This window comes from Spirochaeta isovalerica (assembly GCF_014207565.1).
Lineage (GTDB): Bacteria > Spirochaetota > Spirochaetia > DSM-2461 > DSM-2461 > Spirochaeta_F > Spirochaeta_F isovalerica.
Map to the genome: position 1 here is coordinate 222,628 of NZ_JACHGJ010000006.1, position 17,302 is coordinate 239,929.

Below are 17,302 nucleotides of genomic sequence, written 5' to 3' on the forward strand. Positions count from 1 at the left end.
ATGAACATGTACAGAAAAATTTTAATCTTCCCTTTATTTATATTATTTCTGCTCCCTCTCCGCGCACTGGAAACCGTGCCGGAGCTGGTGGCTGAATCGGCCGTTCTATATGATTTTGCGACGGGACGGGTTCTCTTCGAGAAAAACGGAGAAATTTCCATACCTCCTGCTTCCATGACGAAACTGGTCACTCTTTACCTGGGATGGCAGTACCTTGAGAACGGCGGCTCTCCCGACGAACCTGTAGAGATTACCGCGACGGGTTCTTCTTTCTCCCGGCCTGTCGGTTCCTCCCTCATGCTTCTGGAAGAGGGACAGAAAGTCTCCTTCCTCGAAGTTATGACAGGTCTGGCCGTCGCTTCAGGCAATGATGCGGCCTATGCCCTGGCGGAACATATCAGCGGCTCGCCGGAAGCTTTTGTCGATCAGATGAACAGTCTTGTGGAATCACTGGGTTATAAAACCATGCATTTTGTCGATCCCGACGGATGGAGCGCGGAAAACCGCGTGACGGCTCTTGAATACGCGGAATTCTCATCAGATTATATCAGAGCCTTTCCCTCTGCGCTTCAGACTGTTCACAGCCTTAGGACGCTCGTCTATCCCAAAGCGGAAAATCTGCCGGAAACCGGAGGAAGGATTATCACTCCCCGTGAAAAAAACAATACCAATATTCTTCTCGACCGCGTCGAAGGCGTAGACGGGCTGAAAACCGGTTATATAGATGAATCGGGATTTAATTTCACTGCTACGGCTAAAAGGGGGATCACCCGTTTTATCGCTGTTGTTATGGGAATCAGAAATGTTCCCTATTTTGACGGTATTGAAATCAGGGCCGATGAGGCTGAGGCCTTGCTGGAGTACGGTTTTCGGAATTTTAAAACCATTGACCCGGAAACCCCTTTGCTGGAACCGGTTTTCCTCTGGGAGGGAAAATCTGATGAGGTCCCTCTGATACTTGAAGGCGATCCTCTATTTACTCTTTCGGTGGATGAGATGACAAGCTTCTCCCGCGAGATCGATGTACCCGCTGAATTGACGGCCCCCGTCAGGGCAGGCGATATTGTCGGAAAGGTCCGATACCGGACCGGTGATAGAGTTCTGGCCGAGTTTCCCGTTCTGGCTCAGATCGATGTGGAAAAAGCCAATATATTTAAGGTGCTCTGGCACAGAACCCTGAAATTATATAGAAGAATTACGAATCCATAAGTTCGGCCAGTTCTTCCCAACGCTCCATTTTCGTTTCCAGTTCCCTTTCCAGTTCACTGTACCGGCGGTGAGCTCCGGCCATTTTATCCGGATCCGGAGCGGCTGAAGCGAAAAAGTCCTCCAGTTCGCTTTTCTCTTCTTCCATTGATTCAATTTCTTTTTCGATCTGTTTGAATTCTTCTATTTCCTTATATCCGGCTTTTTTCTTTTTCTCTGTCCGGACTCGCGTGCTCGGCTTTTCCTGCTGAACCTTTTTCTTTTCCTCCCGCTTCTCTTCATCCAGAAACTGCCGGTATTCACTGTAATTGCCGGCAAAACCTCTTATATGCCCCGTTCCGTCAAAAATGAAGAGAAAATCGGTCACCCTGTCGAGAAAATAACGGTCGTGGGATACGACCATGAGACACCCGGAGTATTCCATAAGGAAATCTTCAATCAGAGAGAGGGTTTGAATATCGAAATCATTGGTTGGCTCATCGAGTATGAGGAAATTGGGATTCTGAAGAATGATGCTTATAAGGTAGAGCCGCCGCTTCTCTCCCCCCGACAGATCGGAAAGGGCCGTAAAATGAAGGCTTTTGGGAAAGAGGAAGCGCTCAAGCAGCTGAGCAGGCGTGTAGGACGATCCCTCATCGGTCTTGATCAGATCCGCCTGGTCTTTCAGGTATTCGAGAACTTTCATCTCATCGGGCATTCTCGCCGTCAGCTGGTCGAAGTAACCGAAATGAGTGTTAACCCCTTTGTTCACCGAACCGCTGTCGCCGGGGAGCCTCTCGGTCAGGAGATTGAGGAAGGTTGATTTTCCGCTGCCGTTGGGGCCGACGATACCGATTCTCTCTCCTTTGCGGAACTTATAGCTGAAGGAGGGGATAACTTCCCTGCCGTCAAAGGATTTGGAGATATTTATCAGATCGACGACCCGTTTACCCAACCGCCTTTGGGAAACGGAGAATTCAGCGGACTCGATTTCCTCGCTCGTCTGCCGGTCCATCATATCGTACACCCGGTTTTTTCTTCCTCTGTCCTTGCCGGTTCTGGCCCGGGGTCCTCTTTTCAGCCATTCCATCTCCCGGCGGAGTATGGTGTTGATCCGTTCCTGCTCGCGCCTTTCCACAGCTTCGCGCTGGGCTTTGCTCTGCAGGTAGCGGGTGTAATTTCCTTCGTAGCGGTAAAGGGTTTCGTTATCAATTTCCAGAATCCCCGTACAGAGCTCGTCAAGGAAGTAACGGTCATGGGTTACCAGAACAACTGCCATGGAGCTCTTTTTCAGGTAATCCTGGAGCCAGATAATTGTATCGATATCCAGATGATTCGTCGGTTCGTCGAGAAACAGAAGATCGCCTCCCGCAACGAGAGCGTGGACTATAGCTACTTTCTTCAGCATGCCTCCCGACAGCGTTCCCATTTTCAGATGACGGTTTTCAATGCCCAGTTCTGTCAGAAGTGAATTGATCCGGCTTTCGAGCTCCCAGCAACCCAATCTGTCCATTTCTGCCAGAAGTTTGTCATAATGGTCGTGGATTTCCCGGCTTTCCTCTTTCGCCAGTCTGTCCGCTGCCTTCTCATAGTCCCGAACCGTTTTCATAAGAGGCGAATCGCGGTTCAGGATGTGCTCCAGTATCGTATCTTCCCTGTTAAAATCATCATGCTGATGAAGGTAGGCTATGCGGCATTCCCTGTTGCGGGAAATCGTTCCGCCGTCGATTTCCTCCTCTCCGGCCAGAATCCGGAGCAGCGTCGACTTTCCGCATCCGTTTATACCGATCAGAGCCAGCTTTTCCCCTTCATCTATACCAAAGGAAATATTGTTAAAAAGCGTCCTGCCGCTTCGTATTCTGCTTACAGAATCAACTGATATCAAGTTCATGGAAGAAGTCTACATAAAAAAATTGAATTAAGATACAAGTTGGTCAATAATTAATCTAAATTGCTCAGTCATCACTCGAGGAGAAATGCCCATGATCATAAGCGTGAGCGCCGCAGTCACTCTGATTCTCTCCATTCTTGCAGTCTTTTTTGATTTGATTCTGCTGAAAATAGCCATTTCTGTTTTTCTTTTCCTTATTGTTGTTCTTTCCTTTATATCCAGGGCAAAGGGCGTTAATAATGCTCCGGTTCGGGAAAAAGAAAACAAGGGCGACAGCGACGAGCTTAAGCGCCTTGCAGCAAGACTCAAAGAAACGGAAGAAGCTTACAGGTCTCTTCAGCGGGAGAGCAGAGAAGACAAAGAGAAGCTCGAAACCCTGATCGAAGGGGCTTCTTATCTGAACACGGCCCTTCCCATGATGAAGCAGCTTGCCGGTCTGGTTGTCGATAAGACGGAAGAATCGGCTATGAATTTGACGGAAAATATCTTTGAGATCTCCAATAGAAGCTCTCAGGTGGGTAACCACATCAGCAATTTTCTCAATGATCTGTTTTCGGGAGATAAAAGCCTGAAGAGCAATATCGATATTCTCAGCGGTGAAATGAACAGAATCAACAAACTCATTGAGGATTTTACGGCCATCAGCAAACGCTACACGCTGGATATGAAACAGATTGACGAAAATGTAAAAACCATAAAAGGCTTTCTCGACGGCATACGGGATGTTTCTGACAGGACGGGATTGCTCGCTATCAATTCGTCCATCGAAGCGGCCCGGGTGGGAAATGCCGGAAAGGGGTTTTCGGTTCTAGCCGGGGAGATTCAGGGACTGGCCAGCTCATCAAAAGAGATATCCCTTCAGATAGAAGATGTCATAGCGGGAATTTCCGACCGGGTGGATGAATCTTTCCAGGCGCTTGAATCGGAAATAAACATGACACTGGAACAGCTCAACCGGACGCGAAGTGATCTGCAGGAGATTTCATCCAGTCTCGATGATAAAATCGCCGATGTGGAGAATCATGTCAAGGATTCCGATTCCCTTTCCAGAACCGTTACAGAACAGCTGGGCAACGTGACAGTCAATATGCAGTATCAGGATATAACCAGGCAGATACTCGAGCACATCATGAGCACCCTTAATTTTTACCGGACCAGAATGGAGGAAAATGAGCCTCTGCTCGTAGCGGCCTCGGAAAAAAAGGAAAAAAGGGATGAGATACTGGAAAAAATAAGCTCCTATTTTACTATTGAAGATGAGTGGAAGCTTTTCGGTCTCCAAGTGCATGTAGGAAAGTCTTCCGACAGCGATCAGGAAGAGGAATTCAAAGGCAATGTTGAAATGTTCTGACAGGAGATGGCACAGGTAACATGACAGCTAATGATTTTTTTACCAGTTTTTCCGGTTTTCTCGATACCTTTACTCCGGGCGACCTGGTAGGCACTATGGAATTCAAGGAATTCGTCGATGAGGGGAAAGAGCACTATCCTCCTGAAGGCAGGAGTCTTTTCCTCGATCTTTCAGCTCTTCTCCACTGTTACATTCTCGAAGGGGAAAACGATGAATTGAACAGCCAGTTCGAGTCTCTTAAAGCTAAAATCGGCCAGTTGAAAAGTCCTTCTCCCGTTCAGGTAAACCAGGAGAAAACGGCTGATGACCCGATGTGTCCCGCTCCGGTGAAAATAGATGACAGAGAGGTGCTCGATTCTTTTCTGCAGGAATCCCATGATCATCTGGACACTATTGAAGAGCGGATTCTCGCCCTCGAGACCAATCCCGATACCGATCTGATCGATGATATATTCCGCTCAATGCACACGATTAAAGGCGTGGCGTCTTTTATCGGTCTCAATAATATTAAAAATATCAGTCATACCCTCGAATCTCTGCTGGATCGGCTCCGCGATAATGAGCTTGCCGTCGATTCCGATCTGATCAGTGTTCTGCTCGATGGTACGGATGTTCTTTCGAATCTCATAGCCTGCATCGAAAGGGATGCGGAAGAAAAAAGGAATGAAGGCAGAGAACTTGTGCTTTGCGAACCCTCCGTCGATATTTCCCTTCTGGTAGAAAAAATATCTCTGATCGGCAATGAAGATAAAAGCGGGACTCCTATGGAATCCGTTGAAACCGAGGTTCCGACCGACAGCTTCGACGACCTGATTACCGGTGAGATGATCCAGAAATTCATTGAGGAGACCTCCGATCTGCTGGACAATGCGGAACATGAAATCCTTGAACTGGAAAACGGATCGCCCGATGTGGAACACGTTGATCGGGCTTTCAGAAAGCTCCATACGATAAAAGGAAACGCCGGGTTTTTCGGTTTTGAGGCAATCGAAGAAACGGCGATGGAAACGGAATCTCTCCTCGATGAAATCCGGAAAGGGAAGAAAGATGGGGATCACAGAAATGTCTCTATCATATTGAAACAGCTTGATATTATCAGAGCCCGGCTTTCTTCCCTTATTGATCAGCCTGAACCGTCCGAGGGGGAAAACAACAGGAAAGAGCCTTACAAACCGATCGGCGATGTGCTGATTGATCTCGGTGTTTCCCGGGAGGACATCGAACATGCTGCCAATCTTCAGAACAAAAAGCTCGGAGAGATCCTCATTGAGGAAGGTGTGGTTTCGGAACGGACTCTCGATCAGGCGCTTCAGTCCCAAAACAGATCTATTGGCGGAATGCCCTCCATTTCGGTTAAGCGGAAAGATATCCGAATTGATATGGATAAACTGGACCGCCTCTTCGATATGGTCGGCGAGCTCATTACCGCCGAGGCCATGGTTGTCGATTCGGAAGACCTGAAGGGGATGGAGCTGCGGGATTTTCAGAAATCCGCTCTTCATCTCTCCAAGATCACCAGGGAAATCCAGAGCATAACAATGTCCATGAGAATGATACCTCTCGAAGGGCTCTTCAATAAAATGAAACGACTTGTCCGCGATCTTTCCAGAAAAATGGATAAACCGGTACAGCTCAATATCAGCGGCGCCGACACGGAGATGGACCGCAATGTCATCGAAGAGATATCAGACCCCCTCGTCCATATCATCCGCAACGCCATTGATCACGGCCTGGAAAACAGAAGCGAAAGGAGCGGAAAAGGAAAACCGTCTGTGGGCAGCGTCAATCTCGATGCCCGCTACGAAGGAAATGAGATCTGGATAACCGTCAGCGATGACGGAGCGGGTCTCAATCGCGAAAGAATTGTAGAAAATGCCATGGAGAAAGGGCTCCTCAGTGAAGAGGGGGATGATCTTCCCGATGAGGATATCTGGAAGCTTATATTCGAACCGGGCTTCTCAACGACGGAAACGGTATCGGAGATTTCCGGACGGGGTGTCGGCATGGATGTGGTTAAGCGGAATATCGAAAAGCTCCGGGGCAGAATAGACATACAAACCGAATGGGGAAAGGGAACCGATATGGTGCTCAGAATACCCCTGACGCTGGCCATAATCGACGCCATCAGCTGCATGATCGGCTCCATGACTCTGGCATTCCAGTCTTCCGATGTTATCGAATTTCTCAAATACTCCGACGATCTTTTCACACACACGGGGCAGGGGAACAGGGTCATTAATCTCAGATCTGAAATAATCCCTGTAATTGAATTGTGGGAGTTCTATAATATAAGAAGAGAGCAGCGCAGTCATGAAAATGATGTCCTCGTCGTGATAACGGCCGGAGGTGTCAAATCGGCGCTCATCGTCGACTCCATTCTGGGAAGCAAGCAGATGGTTGTGAAAGCCCTGCCCGAACTTCTGGAGGAAACCAGAGCCATTTCTGGCTGCAGCGTACTTGGGAACGGAGATGTCTGCCTTATTGTAGATGCGGCGGCATTAATAAGGGAAACACTGGAATAGGAAGGGAATATGGAAGCAGTAAAACAGAGCGAAGATGACATTTTTCTGGTAGATGATGACGACGATCTTCAGAATCAGAACAAATATCTGCTTTTCAATCTGGGCAATGAAGTATTCGGACTGAAAATCAGCAGTATTATTCAGATTGTGGAAATGCAGAAGGTGACGGAAGTCCCCGATATGCCGCCCTATATCAAAGGGGTTATCAATCAGAGGGGCAAGGTTATACCGCTTATGGATCTGAGACTCCGTTTCGGAATGCCCGAAAGAGAGTATGATGACAGAAACTGCATAATCATCGTCAGCATTCACGACACTTTTATAGGTTTTATTGTCGATACGGTCGCGGAAGTACACGATATCGAAGATAAGGATATCGATCCCTCTCCAGGCTTTAAAAAAAGCAATCTGAAAGAAAAGTATATCAGCGGATTGGGGAAAATCGGCGATGATGTGAAAATCCTTCTCGATGTAGAGAAGATTATCACTCCCGATGATCTTGAGCAGGCTGGCGCTTCATGATAATGCTAGATATCAACGACAGGGAATTCAAGAAAATCTCCGAGCTCGTCTACAGCCGTTTCGGTATAAACCTCACAGAGAAAAAAAAGGCTCTGGTCAGGGGAAGGTTGAACAAGCTTATCGTTAACCTTGGGTTTACATCTTTTTCTCAGTATTTCGATTATGTCCAGGAGGACAAGTCGGGACAGAGGCTTCTCGATATGGTCGATAAAATCTCGACCAACCACTCGTATTTCTTCCGGGAAAGCGACCATTTCTCTTATCTGACCGATTCGGTGCTTCCCGCTATCTGTCATAACAATGACCGGAGGCCCGACAACAAGTTGAGGATCTGGTGTGCCGGGTGCGCAAACGGACAGGAGGCTTATACGCTGGCCATGGTGGTTAATGAATTTTTCACCAGAAACAACAGTTCTCTGCAGCCGGCAATTCTGGCGACGGATATCTCCATCTCGGCCCTCGAGACGGCAGTCGCAGGTCATTACACCGAAGAAGGTCTGTCAGGCATTCCCGCCGAACTGAAGCGCCGCTATTTCGACATGGAAAAAGACGGTTCGGCTACGGCTAAAAAGGAATTGAAAGATTTGATTCTTTTTAAGCGGCTCAATTTTATGAATGACAGCTTTCCCTTCAAGAACCGCTTTGATGTGGTATTCTGCCGCAATGTCATGATCTATTTCGATAATGTCACCAAAGAGACTCTGGTCAACAAATTCCACCGTTACATGCTTGATACTTCCTGGTTGTTTATCGGCCATTCGGAAACACTCGGCCGGAATAACAGCAACTTCAAGTATATTAAACCCTCTACTTATCTACGCGTCGGAGCCAATGGTTGAAGAACCGCATTAGAGTACTCATTATCGACGATTCCGCTCTTGCCAGAGAAATCCTGTCAAAGGGGCTCTCCCGGTATGAAGATCTGGAAGTCGTCGGGACAGCTGCTGATGTTTACGAAGGACGGGATAAGATCGTCTATCTCCAACCGGATGTTCTGACCCTTGATATCGAAATGCCCCGGATGGACGGCGTCGAGTTCTTAAGAAGGCTCATTCCCCAGTATCCCATTCCGGTTATCGTCGTGTCTTCTCTGACATCTGCAAATGCCAAAGTGACTCTCGATGCACTAGACTTCGGCGCAGTTGATTATATTCAAAAGCCATCGTCACGTTTCGGCAATAAACTGACCGATATGATGGATGAACTTCACGCCAAGCTGGTTCAGGCTTCGACTGTTGATGTCAACCGCATCAGGAAAAATTACAATTACAAAGTCAGCCGTCCGGGAACCGTTCTCACCGGAACGACCGGTAAAGTCATTGCTATAGGAGCCTCGACAGGAGGAACTGTCGCCATCAGGAAAATCGTCGAGGAATTCCCTCCCGACATTCCAGGTTCCGTCATCGTCCAGCATATGCCTGAGGGCTTTACGAAAATGTTTGCGGAAAAGCTCAATCAGTCATGCCGTGTGGAAGTTAAGGAAGCGGAAACCGGAGACAGAATTCTAATGGGACGGGTCCTGGTCGCTCCGGGTAACAAACAGCTCTACATTGTAAGACGGGGGGGCGATTATATTGTTCAGTGTAAAGAGGAAGAACGGATCAACGGGCATTGCCCGTCGGTCGAGCCTCTTTTTGATTCGGCGGCTAAACACTGCGGTTCCAATGCTATCGGCGTTATGTTGACCGGAATGGGAGCCGACGGGGCGGACGCCATGGTCAGGCTCAGGGAATCCGGAGCCAGGACGCTGGCTCAGGATCGGGAAACATCGGTTGTTTTCGGGATGCCCGGTGAAGCTTTTGCCAGAGGCGGAGCGGAAATCCTGGTTCCCATAGAAAAAATTACACAAACCATACTGCGTTTTCTCAAGGAGATGAAGTGAAGCAGCTGGAAGTGGGAATCGGCGGATTTGAAGTCTCGGCCGATAAAGACAGCACAATAAAAACATACGCACTCGGTTCCTGCGTGGCCCTTATCATTTATGATAAGGTAAATCATGTCGGCGGCATGATTCATATCGCCCTTCCCGATTCGGAAATCAACAGAGAAAAAGCGGAATCCCTACCGGCTTATTTTGCCGATACGGGCCTGCCGCTTCTCTTTAAAAAGATGAATGAAACAGGGGCGAAACGCTCTTCCAGCTGGATTAAGATGGCCGGCGGCGCCTCAGTGATAAAAAGCTGCGAATCCTTTGATATCGGAAAAAGGAACATTCTTGCCGTGCGGAAAATTCTCTGGAACAAAAAGCTGGGAATTGCCAAAGAAGATGTGGGAGGAGATTACAGCCGCACCGTCTCACTCAATATTGAAGACGGTACAGTAACTGTTAGCAATTCGGGCAGGAATTGGACATTGTAGACGGGAAGGGAAAATGGCATACGAAAGAATTTTGATAGTGGACGACTCAGCTACATCGAGAATGATAATCAAACGGTGTTTTCACATAGCGGGTTATGAAAAGTCGGAATACGCAGAAGCGGAAGACGGTCTGGCGGCTCTGAATTTCCTGAAAGATAATCCTGTGGATCTCATCGTATCGGATTTGAATATGCCCCGCATGGACGGCACGACTTTTATCAGGCGACTGAAAATGAAGGATAGCGCGGCCCATATTCCCGTTATCGTCATTTCCAGCATGGGCAACGATGCTGTTCGCGATGAACTGGAAGGTACGGCTGTTCTTTCGGTCATCAGAAAACCTCTGTCCCCGGCAAAAATCCTCGAAGCCCTGGGCGAAGGATCCGGAGAAGGAGAAGGCGATGAGTTTTGACCAACAGAAAATTATCAGGGCATTTAATGATGCTGTCATCGAAACATTCGCAGAGATGGCGTTTATCGATGTTGTTCCGGAACCTCACCGGGAAGGAAAAATCAGTTACACGGGAATCATGGGCCTGGAATTCAGCCGGCCCGGCAGGGGCCATATACTTTTTTACATGACAAAGGACTGCAAAAAAGAACTTGTCGAAAATATCTATGGAGAAGAATGGATACGGCTGAGCGATATGGAGATCGATGATTGTCTCCTGGAAATTCTCAATGTGCTGGCTGGAGATTTTCTAAAGAACCTCTTCGGAGAAAAAGATAAAGTCGTCATGTCATTTCCCAGGCTTTATTTCGATGAGGAGAATATTCCCGGCAACCCCGGTCAGTTCAGATTTGTGTACAATGCTGAAGGCGCTCTTTTTTTCGCCAGGCTCAGTCTCGAGAATTGATCATTTCTTAAGCTTCACAAGTCCCGGTAAATGGTATAGTATTGTCCGGAATATTTTAGAGGAGACACCATGAATCAGGACCAGGTAAAAGCACTTCTTCTTGAGCTCGACAGCGATGTCGAGGACTTTACGCTGATTTATTCCGGCAAGATGAGTAAAAAGGTCGATGGACTTTATCATCCGGAAAAGCAGGAAATCATCATACATAACAAGAACTTCACAGAGGATAACCCTCTGATCTATACGGCGATACACGAGTTCGCCCATCATATACAGTTCACCCGCAAGGATGTGGAAGTGACCAGCCGATCCCATACGGTTATGTTCTGGGACATTTTCCACAGACTGCTGATTAAGGCGGAAGAGAAGGGGATTTACAAGAATCTCTTTGCAACCGATGAGCGGTTTATCAAATTGACGGAAAAGATCAAATCCAAATACCTCCACACTAATGGCGAGCTGATGAAGGAATTCGGAAAGCTTCTCATCGAAGCCCTCGATCTCTGTCAGCAGAACCATGCCAACTTTGAAGATTACGTTGACCGGGAACTGGGTCTTAACCGGACGGCGGCCAAATCGATAATGAAAGTCTATGCCATGGATGTCAATCCGGAAATCGGTTTTGACAATATGAAAATCGTCGCGGGGATCAAAGAGGAAAAACAGAGGAAAGTAGCTGAAAAAGCCTTTGAAGAAGGTAAGAGCCCCGATATGGTGAAAGCGGAGATCAAAGAAGCCAAAGGCGAACCCGATGTCACTCTTCCCCGTCTTGAAGCCCAGAAAAGAAGAATCGAGAAAAGCATTCACAACCTGCAGCAGAAGCTGGCTGATGTGGAAATGCAGATAGATGAGTTCAAACACGAGCAGGGAGAGGATTAAGGAGAGATGATGAGCAGACCGCAGTTAATTGGAATTACAGGGGGATCCGGTTCGGGAAAAACGACTATCGTCAGGAAAATCTCGGAAATCATACCCGATTTCGTTTTCATCCCCCAGGATAATTATTACAAATCGGCGGAGTTCATCTCCAACAGCAACATCACGGCCTTCAACTTCGACCACCCCGAAGCCTTCGATACGGAACTGCTCCGCGACCAGCTCTCTGATCTGCGCACCGGTAAATCCGTCGATATGCCCCAGTATGACTTTGTGCACCACAGAAGAAAAGAAGAAACGATTCATGTGGAACCGAAAAACGTGATTATTCTAGAAGGGATCATGGTTCTGACCGACAAGAGAATACGGGATCTTCTGGATCTGAAGATTTATGTCGATACGCCCGATGATATCCGCTTCATCCGAAGGCTCCAGCGCGATGTCGAGGAAAGGGGGAGAACTTACGATTCGGTTATTAATCAATATCTGAACGTGGTGCGTCCCGGCCATTACGAGTTTATAGAACCCACCAAGAATTACGCTGACATCATCATCCCCGAAGGGGGATTCAATACAGGAGCCCTGCAGGTCCTCGCCTCTTTTATGAAAGATATTGCGGAGAACGGCAATATTTCCAATTCCTGATATGAGACCCGTGGCTTTTCACGGGTTTTTTTATAGGAATTTTTCCTATATCTTTATTTTTATGTCTCAACTAGACTATTTATTATTAAATAGAGGACTTGAGATGACAAAAACTTTTTATCTTTTATCGATTATCACACTGTTATTGCTTTCCGGATGTAATATTAGTGATAATTCAGACTCCGGCCTTTTTTCTTCAGGTCAGACAACAGATGCTTCAGCCAGAGTAGCCGATGTTAATCTTAACGGAATAAAAGTATCTTTTCGATCATCTGATATTGAGTTCTGGGCCTCAGAAGGTGACTTTACAAATCTTTTATCCCTAAAATACTCTGATGGGCAGGATCATGATCAGAATCTAGATCCGGATATGGAGTCCCAGATGAATGTATCTCTGGAAATCGGGCTTTCGGATTCTACAGATAATGTCGTTTTTATGCCGAATAATATACATTTTGATGATTTTATAGTATTTCCTGATTTTAAGGAAAAAATCTATGATATCGTAAGAATTGATATCGGTTCAGGAGCTATGACTTTTTCGAAAGACAACAGCAATATTTATATAGATAATAATTCAATTGCCAGGCTGGATTGTAACAGCATAGTTCTTATAGACCGGGATAGATTAAATGAAATCGAATATGTGCCGAGAGGAGGATCCCCGGATAATCTCTTTCTGACTAATTTATATGATTCTAATTCGAATAACATCGTAGATGTAGATGGCGCCCTTTTCATACCTTTCGATCCAATTGATCTGAGAGATATTGGAGAGATTCAAAGCTTTAAGTTTAAAATCGAATGGGATATGGATGATATCTTTACGAAATTAGAGAATGGAATCTACACTTTGAATAATAATGCGGACGGGACTCCCTTCGATTTTTCCTTTAGTATAGAAGTCAGATAGGTAACCTCTTTTTCAGATAAGCTATCTTCCTGAAAACTTTCTCCATATGCCGGGCTTCTCTCGGACTGAGCGTCGCCCGGGATAGAATATCCCTGAAATAAGCCCTCGTATCGAAGCGGTCCGGTTTATCGAAATAACCGATTCCCTCCAGCGTGTCGATTATGGTTCCGGTTAACCTGTCTACGGCATCCAGCTCCACCGGAATGAAACGCCCCACCTTTTCTTCGCTCTGCCGGTAGAAAACATAAGCGAGAACCTGAACGGCCTGTGCCAGATTAAGCGACGGATTAATCGGAGATGAGGGTATGTGGCAGGCTGTGGTGCAAGCGGCTAATTCCGATCCGTTGAGGCCGTTCTGCTCATTTCCGAATACAAGTGCAATCGTACCTTCTCCTGTCATGGAAGCTTTCTCCGCCAGTTCTTCCGGAAGGTAGGAAAAGCTTTTTCTTCTGTTGCCTCTCCGTCTCGTAATTCCGGCAGCCATGATTGTATGGTTCAGCGCTTCGGGCAGACTTGTGCAGAACTCCGCTGTATCGAAAATATGACCGGCATGTATGGCCATCCCTTTTACTTCCTTCAGGTTCAGCTCAGAAATATCACCAACAATGGCTAATCGGCTGAGGCCCATGTTCTCCATTGTCCGGCAGATAGAACCGACATTTCTTCCGCCTTCCGGCCGGCAGAGTACAATTTTTATACGATCGAGGAAAGGATTGCTCATGATTTTATGTATATCATGGAATGGTATTTTGTAACATAAATTTAAAATCTGAAAACCATTGTTTACGTCCGTGGATAATGGTGTATAATGGTTCCGAGGTCAATAACAATGAAAAAATTCTCAACTTTCTTACTTTTATTAATATTTCCGGCTTTTATCTGGTCTTCCGGCAAAACAGATCAGCAGATGGATAAACCCGGAGAGGAAGTTATAACCATAACTGATTCATCGGGCAACAAGGCCGTCTTCGATAGTCTGCCTCAAAGAATCACCTTTTCTGGCAAAGCTTCCAATCTTGTTGCGGATGTTCTCTATATGTTTCCTGAAGCTGCACAGAGAATTGTCGGCGTGGGTAATACGAACCAGTTCAGCGGACCCTTCGCCGCGGTACTCGATCCTGATTTTGAAGATAAGTTTTATTTTGAACACAGCGCCGGTCCCGAGCAGCTCGCCGTTTCCAGGCCGGATCTGGTCATATTGAAAAACTATCTGAAAGGCTCTCTGGGAGATCCACTGGGGCAGCTGGATATTCCCGTTCTCTATCTCGATCTGGAATCTCCCGAATCCTATGAAAAAGATCTGCAGGTTCTGGGGCAGATTTTCGGGAATCCCGACAGAGCCGATGAGCTCATCCGCTATTACAGAGAGGGTATGCGGTTCGTTACTGACCGGACCGCTTCCCTTGGAGATAAACCGGATGTCCTGTTCCTTTATCATTCGACAAAAGACGGAGTTTCAGCTTTTAATACGCCGCCGGAAGAGTGGATTCAAACGCGCATGGTCGAAATGGCCGGAGGCAGACCGGTCTGGGCGGACGCTCACTCAGGAAGCGGGTGGAACAAGGTCAATATGGAGCAGATTGCCGCCTGGAATCCCGATCAGGTTTATATCGTCGCCTACAAGGAAAATGTCGATGAGGTTCTCGATGAGATATATTCATCACCCCAGTGGAAAGAGATGAAATCCGCTCAGAAGGAAATGATAAAAGCTTTTCCTGTGGATTATTACAGCTGGGACCAACCCGACAGCCGATGGATTCTCGGGTTGAAATGGCTTGGGAAAATGATGCATCCCGACCTTTTTGAAGATTTGAATATCGAGAAGGAGGCAAGAAGTTTTTTCAAGGATCTCTACGGTCTCACAGATGAACAGTTTGAACGGGAGATTGCTTCCCGATTGGGATGGAAAGACTGAAAAAACTTTTTTATCTCTTTCTCATTCTCATTCTCCTGACTGCTTTTTCTCTTTTTGTCGGACGTTATCCCTCTCCCGGTGTCATGAATCCGAAGCTTCTTCAGACCGATGCGCTCGCATTGAAGCTGGTTATGAATCTCCGGTTGCCCAGGATTCTGACTTCCCTGCTCCTCGGTTCCGTTCTCGCCGGTTCCGGTCTGGTTTTCCAGATGATTTTTTCCAATCCTCTGGTTGAGCCCGGTTTTCTCGGAGTCTCCCAGGGGGCGGCTTTCGGTGCCGCTTTTTCCATAATCTTTTTCGGTTCCTCACTTATACTCATTCAGGGCTCAGCTGCTTTTTTTGCCCTTTCCGGTTTAGCTTTATCCTACTTTATCGCCAGGAGAATCCGTTATGGCGGATGGATTCTTAGACTCATACTCTCGGGTATTGCCATTTCGGCTCTATTCTCTGCCGGCCTGGGCCTGATGAAATTCGCTGCCGATCCCATGAGTCAGCTTCCGGAAATAACCTTCTGGCTTCTCGGCGGTTTATGGAGTGTCACCTGGAGAGACTTTTTCGTTATTCTTCCCGTATCGCTCATATCTCTCATTATCACTTTTCTTATGAGATGGAAGCTCAATATTCTCAATCTGGATGATGAAACAGCTTACTCACTCGGTGTCGCACCGGAGAGAGACAGAATCATTTTTCTTTTTACTGCCACAGCGGCCACAGCGGCTGTCATATCCGTGAGCGGTATCGTCAACTGGGTCGGATTGATCGTCCCCCATATCGCCCGCCGATATTTCAGAACCGATACGCGGTTCAGCATTCCCGCGGCAATGATGATGGGAGCTCTGTTTACCCTTATCTGCGATACGATCGCCCGGACTTTTTTTTCCGGAGAGATCCCGCTCGGCATTCTCACATCTCTTATCGGCGCCGTACTATTTCTTGTCCTTCTTACAGGAAAACAGACGGGAGTGAACCGATGACCGATCCCATAGTCAAGCTCGACCAAATTCGTTTTCATTATTCAGGCGGAGAGCGGGATGTTCTGAGGCAGTTATCTCTGGAAATCCGGAAAGGAGATATCGTCGCTATACTGGGTCCGAACGGAGTCGGGAAAACAACTCTTCTCCACCTCATACTGGGATGGCTGAAACCGGAAGAGGGATCGATCTCCGTCAATGGCAAGCCCATAAGCGAATACGGAAGAAAGGAAATGGGAAAAATGACCGGCCTCGTTCCACAGGATGAGCATATCACCTTCGATTACTCGCTTCTCGAATATGTCCTGCATGGCAGGTATCCCCATTTAAAATCTCTTGAAGCTCCCGGTCCCGAAGATAGAATCATTGCCCTCGAATCGCTGAAAAGGGTGGGTATGGATACTCTGGCCGAGCGGCCGGTAACCCATCTGAGCGGAGGCGAGAAACAACTTGTACTCATAGCCAGATCTCTGACCCAGGAACCATCGGTGGTACTCCTTGATGAGCCGATGAGCAATCTCGATATTGCCAACAAACGAATGATAATCAATGTATTGCGCTCGCTCAAGAAAGAAGGGGTGACCATACTTTTTACAACCCATGAACCGGAAATCGCCGCCACTCTCTGCGATTCGGTAATCCTTATGGGCCGGGATAAACATATCGAACAGGGCCCGGCCGATGCTATCCTGACAGGGGACGCGCTTAGCCGAATTTATGAAATACCAGTAGACATCGTAAGCCACGATGGCAGAAAAATTATAATGTGGTATTGAAAAGATCCGGCTCATTCCGGTTCATCCGGTTGATTTCAACAATCCGGCATCGGCTATTCCGGACATAATCCGTTCTGAATTCTTCAATCAGTTCCGGTCGTATTACAAGAAAAACGTCGACTCTGCAGGCCGCTTTGTCGAGCCGCGGAAGAATGGGATAAAAACCGGTTTTTTTGTTGAGTTCCAGCGGACCGATCTCGTCCAGAATGAAAGGGGATGTCTCGCTGTCCAGAGCACCGGCGAGCAAAGCCAGGGCTTTTGTAAAACCTTCTCTGCTGAAGAAAAAAGGTCCGAAAACAGGTCCGCGGAGATCTTTATCCATTCTGGCCAGTTCCCATTTCTCTCCTGACAAAACATTCATGGCCGAGAAACCGCATTTTTTTCCATGGCTATCAAAGACAGGCGGTGTAATTAAACCAGCAGGAGATCTATTGTCTCTCTTAAGGCGGTCTATAAAAGCCAGAAGGGCGGTTGTTTTACCGATTCCTCTGGGGCCGGTAATAATTGTCAGCATAAAATC

The 17,302-nt window shown here is 47.2% G+C and carries 18 protein-coding genes; 15 read left to right on the forward strand and 3 right to left on the reverse strand.

Going from position 1 to position 17,302, the window contains the following annotated elements:
- Complete coding sequence (locus HNR50_RS15610; protein WP_184747717.1) at positions 1–1,209, forward strand: D-alanyl-D-alanine carboxypeptidase family protein; 1,209 nt, start codon at positions 1–3, stop codon at positions 1,207–1,209.
- Here HNR50_RS15610 and HNR50_RS15615 read toward each other — a convergent pair.
- Entirely contained in the window at positions 1,196–3,076 is a 1,881-nt protein-coding gene (locus HNR50_RS15615) for an ABC-F family ATP-binding cassette domain-containing protein (protein WP_184747718.1), read from the reverse strand. The genes HNR50_RS15610 and HNR50_RS15615 overlap by 14 nt on opposite strands.
- A 91-nt stretch (positions 3,077–3,167) precedes the next feature.
- Here HNR50_RS15615 and HNR50_RS15620 point away from each other — a divergent pair, with 91 nt between their 5' ends.
- The 11 genes from HNR50_RS15620 (at position 3,168) to HNR50_RS15670 (ending at position 13,120) form a co-directional block, all read left to right on the forward strand.
- Positions 3,168–4,427, forward strand: coding sequence for a methyl-accepting chemotaxis protein (locus tag HNR50_RS15620; protein ID WP_184747719.1), 1,260 nt, complete (start codon positions 3,168–3,170; stop codon positions 4,425–4,427).
- Between the two features lie 20 nt (positions 4,428–4,447).
- Positions 4,448–6,949, forward strand: a complete 2,502-nt coding sequence (locus HNR50_RS15625) for a chemotaxis protein CheA (RefSeq protein ID WP_184747720.1) — start codon at positions 4,448–4,450, stop codon at positions 6,947–6,949.
- A gap of 9 nt (positions 6,950–6,958) precedes the next feature.
- Positions 6,959–7,471 carry a chemotaxis protein CheW gene (locus HNR50_RS15630; protein WP_184747721.1) on the forward strand — a complete coding sequence of 171 codons (513 nt, stop codon included), beginning with the start codon at positions 6,959–6,961 and terminating at the stop codon, positions 7,469–7,471.
- The gene (locus tag HNR50_RS15635) at positions 7,468–8,310 is read left to right on the forward strand and encodes a CheR family methyltransferase (protein ID WP_184747722.1); all 843 of its coding nucleotides are present in this window, start codon (positions 7,468–7,470) and stop codon (positions 8,308–8,310) included. Before HNR50_RS15630 ends, HNR50_RS15635 begins: the two co-directional genes overlap by 4 nt.
- Entirely contained in the window at positions 8,307–9,353 is a 1,047-nt protein-coding gene (locus tag HNR50_RS15640; RefSeq protein WP_184747723.1) for a protein-glutamate methylesterase/protein-glutamine glutaminase, read from the forward strand. Before HNR50_RS15635 ends, HNR50_RS15640 begins: the two co-directional genes overlap by 4 nt.
- A complete protein-coding gene (locus HNR50_RS15645; RefSeq protein ID WP_184747724.1) occupies positions 9,350–9,829 on the forward strand; it encodes a chemotaxis protein CheD in 480 nt (159 codons plus the stop codon). The genes HNR50_RS15640 and HNR50_RS15645 overlap by 4 nt, the downstream gene beginning before the upstream one ends.
- A gap of 13 nt (positions 9,830–9,842) precedes the next feature.
- Positions 9,843–10,241: a response regulator gene (locus HNR50_RS15650; RefSeq protein WP_184747725.1), complete on the forward strand. Its 399-nt coding sequence runs from the start codon at positions 9,843–9,845 to the stop codon at positions 10,239–10,241.
- Complete coding sequence (locus tag HNR50_RS15655; RefSeq protein WP_184747726.1) at positions 10,231–10,686, forward strand: chemotaxis protein CheX; 456 nt, start codon at positions 10,231–10,233, stop codon at positions 10,684–10,686. Before HNR50_RS15650 ends, HNR50_RS15655 begins: the two co-directional genes overlap by 11 nt.
- A 69-nt stretch (positions 10,687–10,755) precedes the next feature.
- Entirely contained in the window at positions 10,756–11,565 is an 810-nt protein-coding gene (locus HNR50_RS15660) for a hypothetical protein (RefSeq protein WP_184747727.1), read from the forward strand.
- Positions 11,566–11,574: 9 nt separating this feature from the next.
- Positions 11,575–12,207 (forward strand): uridine kinase, encoded by a 633-nt coding sequence (udk, locus tag HNR50_RS15665; protein WP_184747791.1) that lies wholly within the window; start codon positions 11,575–11,577, stop codon positions 12,205–12,207.
- 61 nt (positions 12,208–12,268) lie between these two features.
- Positions 12,269–13,120, forward strand: coding sequence for a hypothetical protein (locus HNR50_RS15670; RefSeq protein ID WP_184747728.1), 852 nt, complete (start codon positions 12,269–12,271; stop codon positions 13,118–13,120).
- Here the strand turns inward: HNR50_RS15670 and HNR50_RS15675 are convergent.
- The gene (locus HNR50_RS15675; RefSeq protein WP_184747729.1) at positions 13,113–13,841 is read right to left on the reverse strand and encodes an RNA methyltransferase; all 729 of its coding nucleotides are present in this window, start codon (positions 13,839–13,841) and stop codon (positions 13,113–13,115) included. The two genes, HNR50_RS15670 and HNR50_RS15675, sit on opposite strands and share 8 nt — an antisense overlap.
- Positions 13,842–14,027: 186 nt before the next feature.
- Between HNR50_RS15675 and HNR50_RS15680 the strand changes: the two genes are divergently transcribed.
- Genes HNR50_RS15680 through HNR50_RS15690 form a run of 3 tightly spaced genes read left to right on the forward strand, consistent with a single transcriptional unit; the run spans position 14,028 to position 16,782 of the window.
- The gene (locus tag HNR50_RS15680; protein WP_184747730.1) at positions 14,028–15,035 is read left to right on the forward strand and encodes an ABC transporter substrate-binding protein; all 1,008 of its coding nucleotides are present in this window, start codon (positions 14,028–14,030) and stop codon (positions 15,033–15,035) included.
- Positions 15,023–16,009 (forward strand): FecCD family ABC transporter permease, encoded by a 987-nt coding sequence (locus HNR50_RS15685; protein ID WP_184747731.1) that lies wholly within the window; start codon positions 15,023–15,025, stop codon positions 16,007–16,009. Before HNR50_RS15680 ends, HNR50_RS15685 begins: the two co-directional genes overlap by 13 nt.
- Positions 16,006–16,782: an ABC transporter ATP-binding protein gene (locus tag HNR50_RS15690; protein WP_184747732.1), complete on the forward strand. Its 777-nt coding sequence runs from the start codon at positions 16,006–16,008 to the stop codon at positions 16,780–16,782. Before HNR50_RS15685 ends, HNR50_RS15690 begins: the two co-directional genes overlap by 4 nt.
- Here HNR50_RS15690 and HNR50_RS15695 read toward each other — a convergent pair.
- On the reverse strand, positions 16,766–17,296 hold the full coding sequence (locus HNR50_RS15695; protein ID WP_184747733.1) for a nucleoside-triphosphatase: 531 nt from the start codon (positions 17,294–17,296) through the stop codon (positions 16,766–16,768). The two genes, HNR50_RS15690 and HNR50_RS15695, sit on opposite strands and share 17 nt — an antisense overlap.
- Between the last annotated feature and the right edge of the window lie 6 nt (positions 17,297–17,302).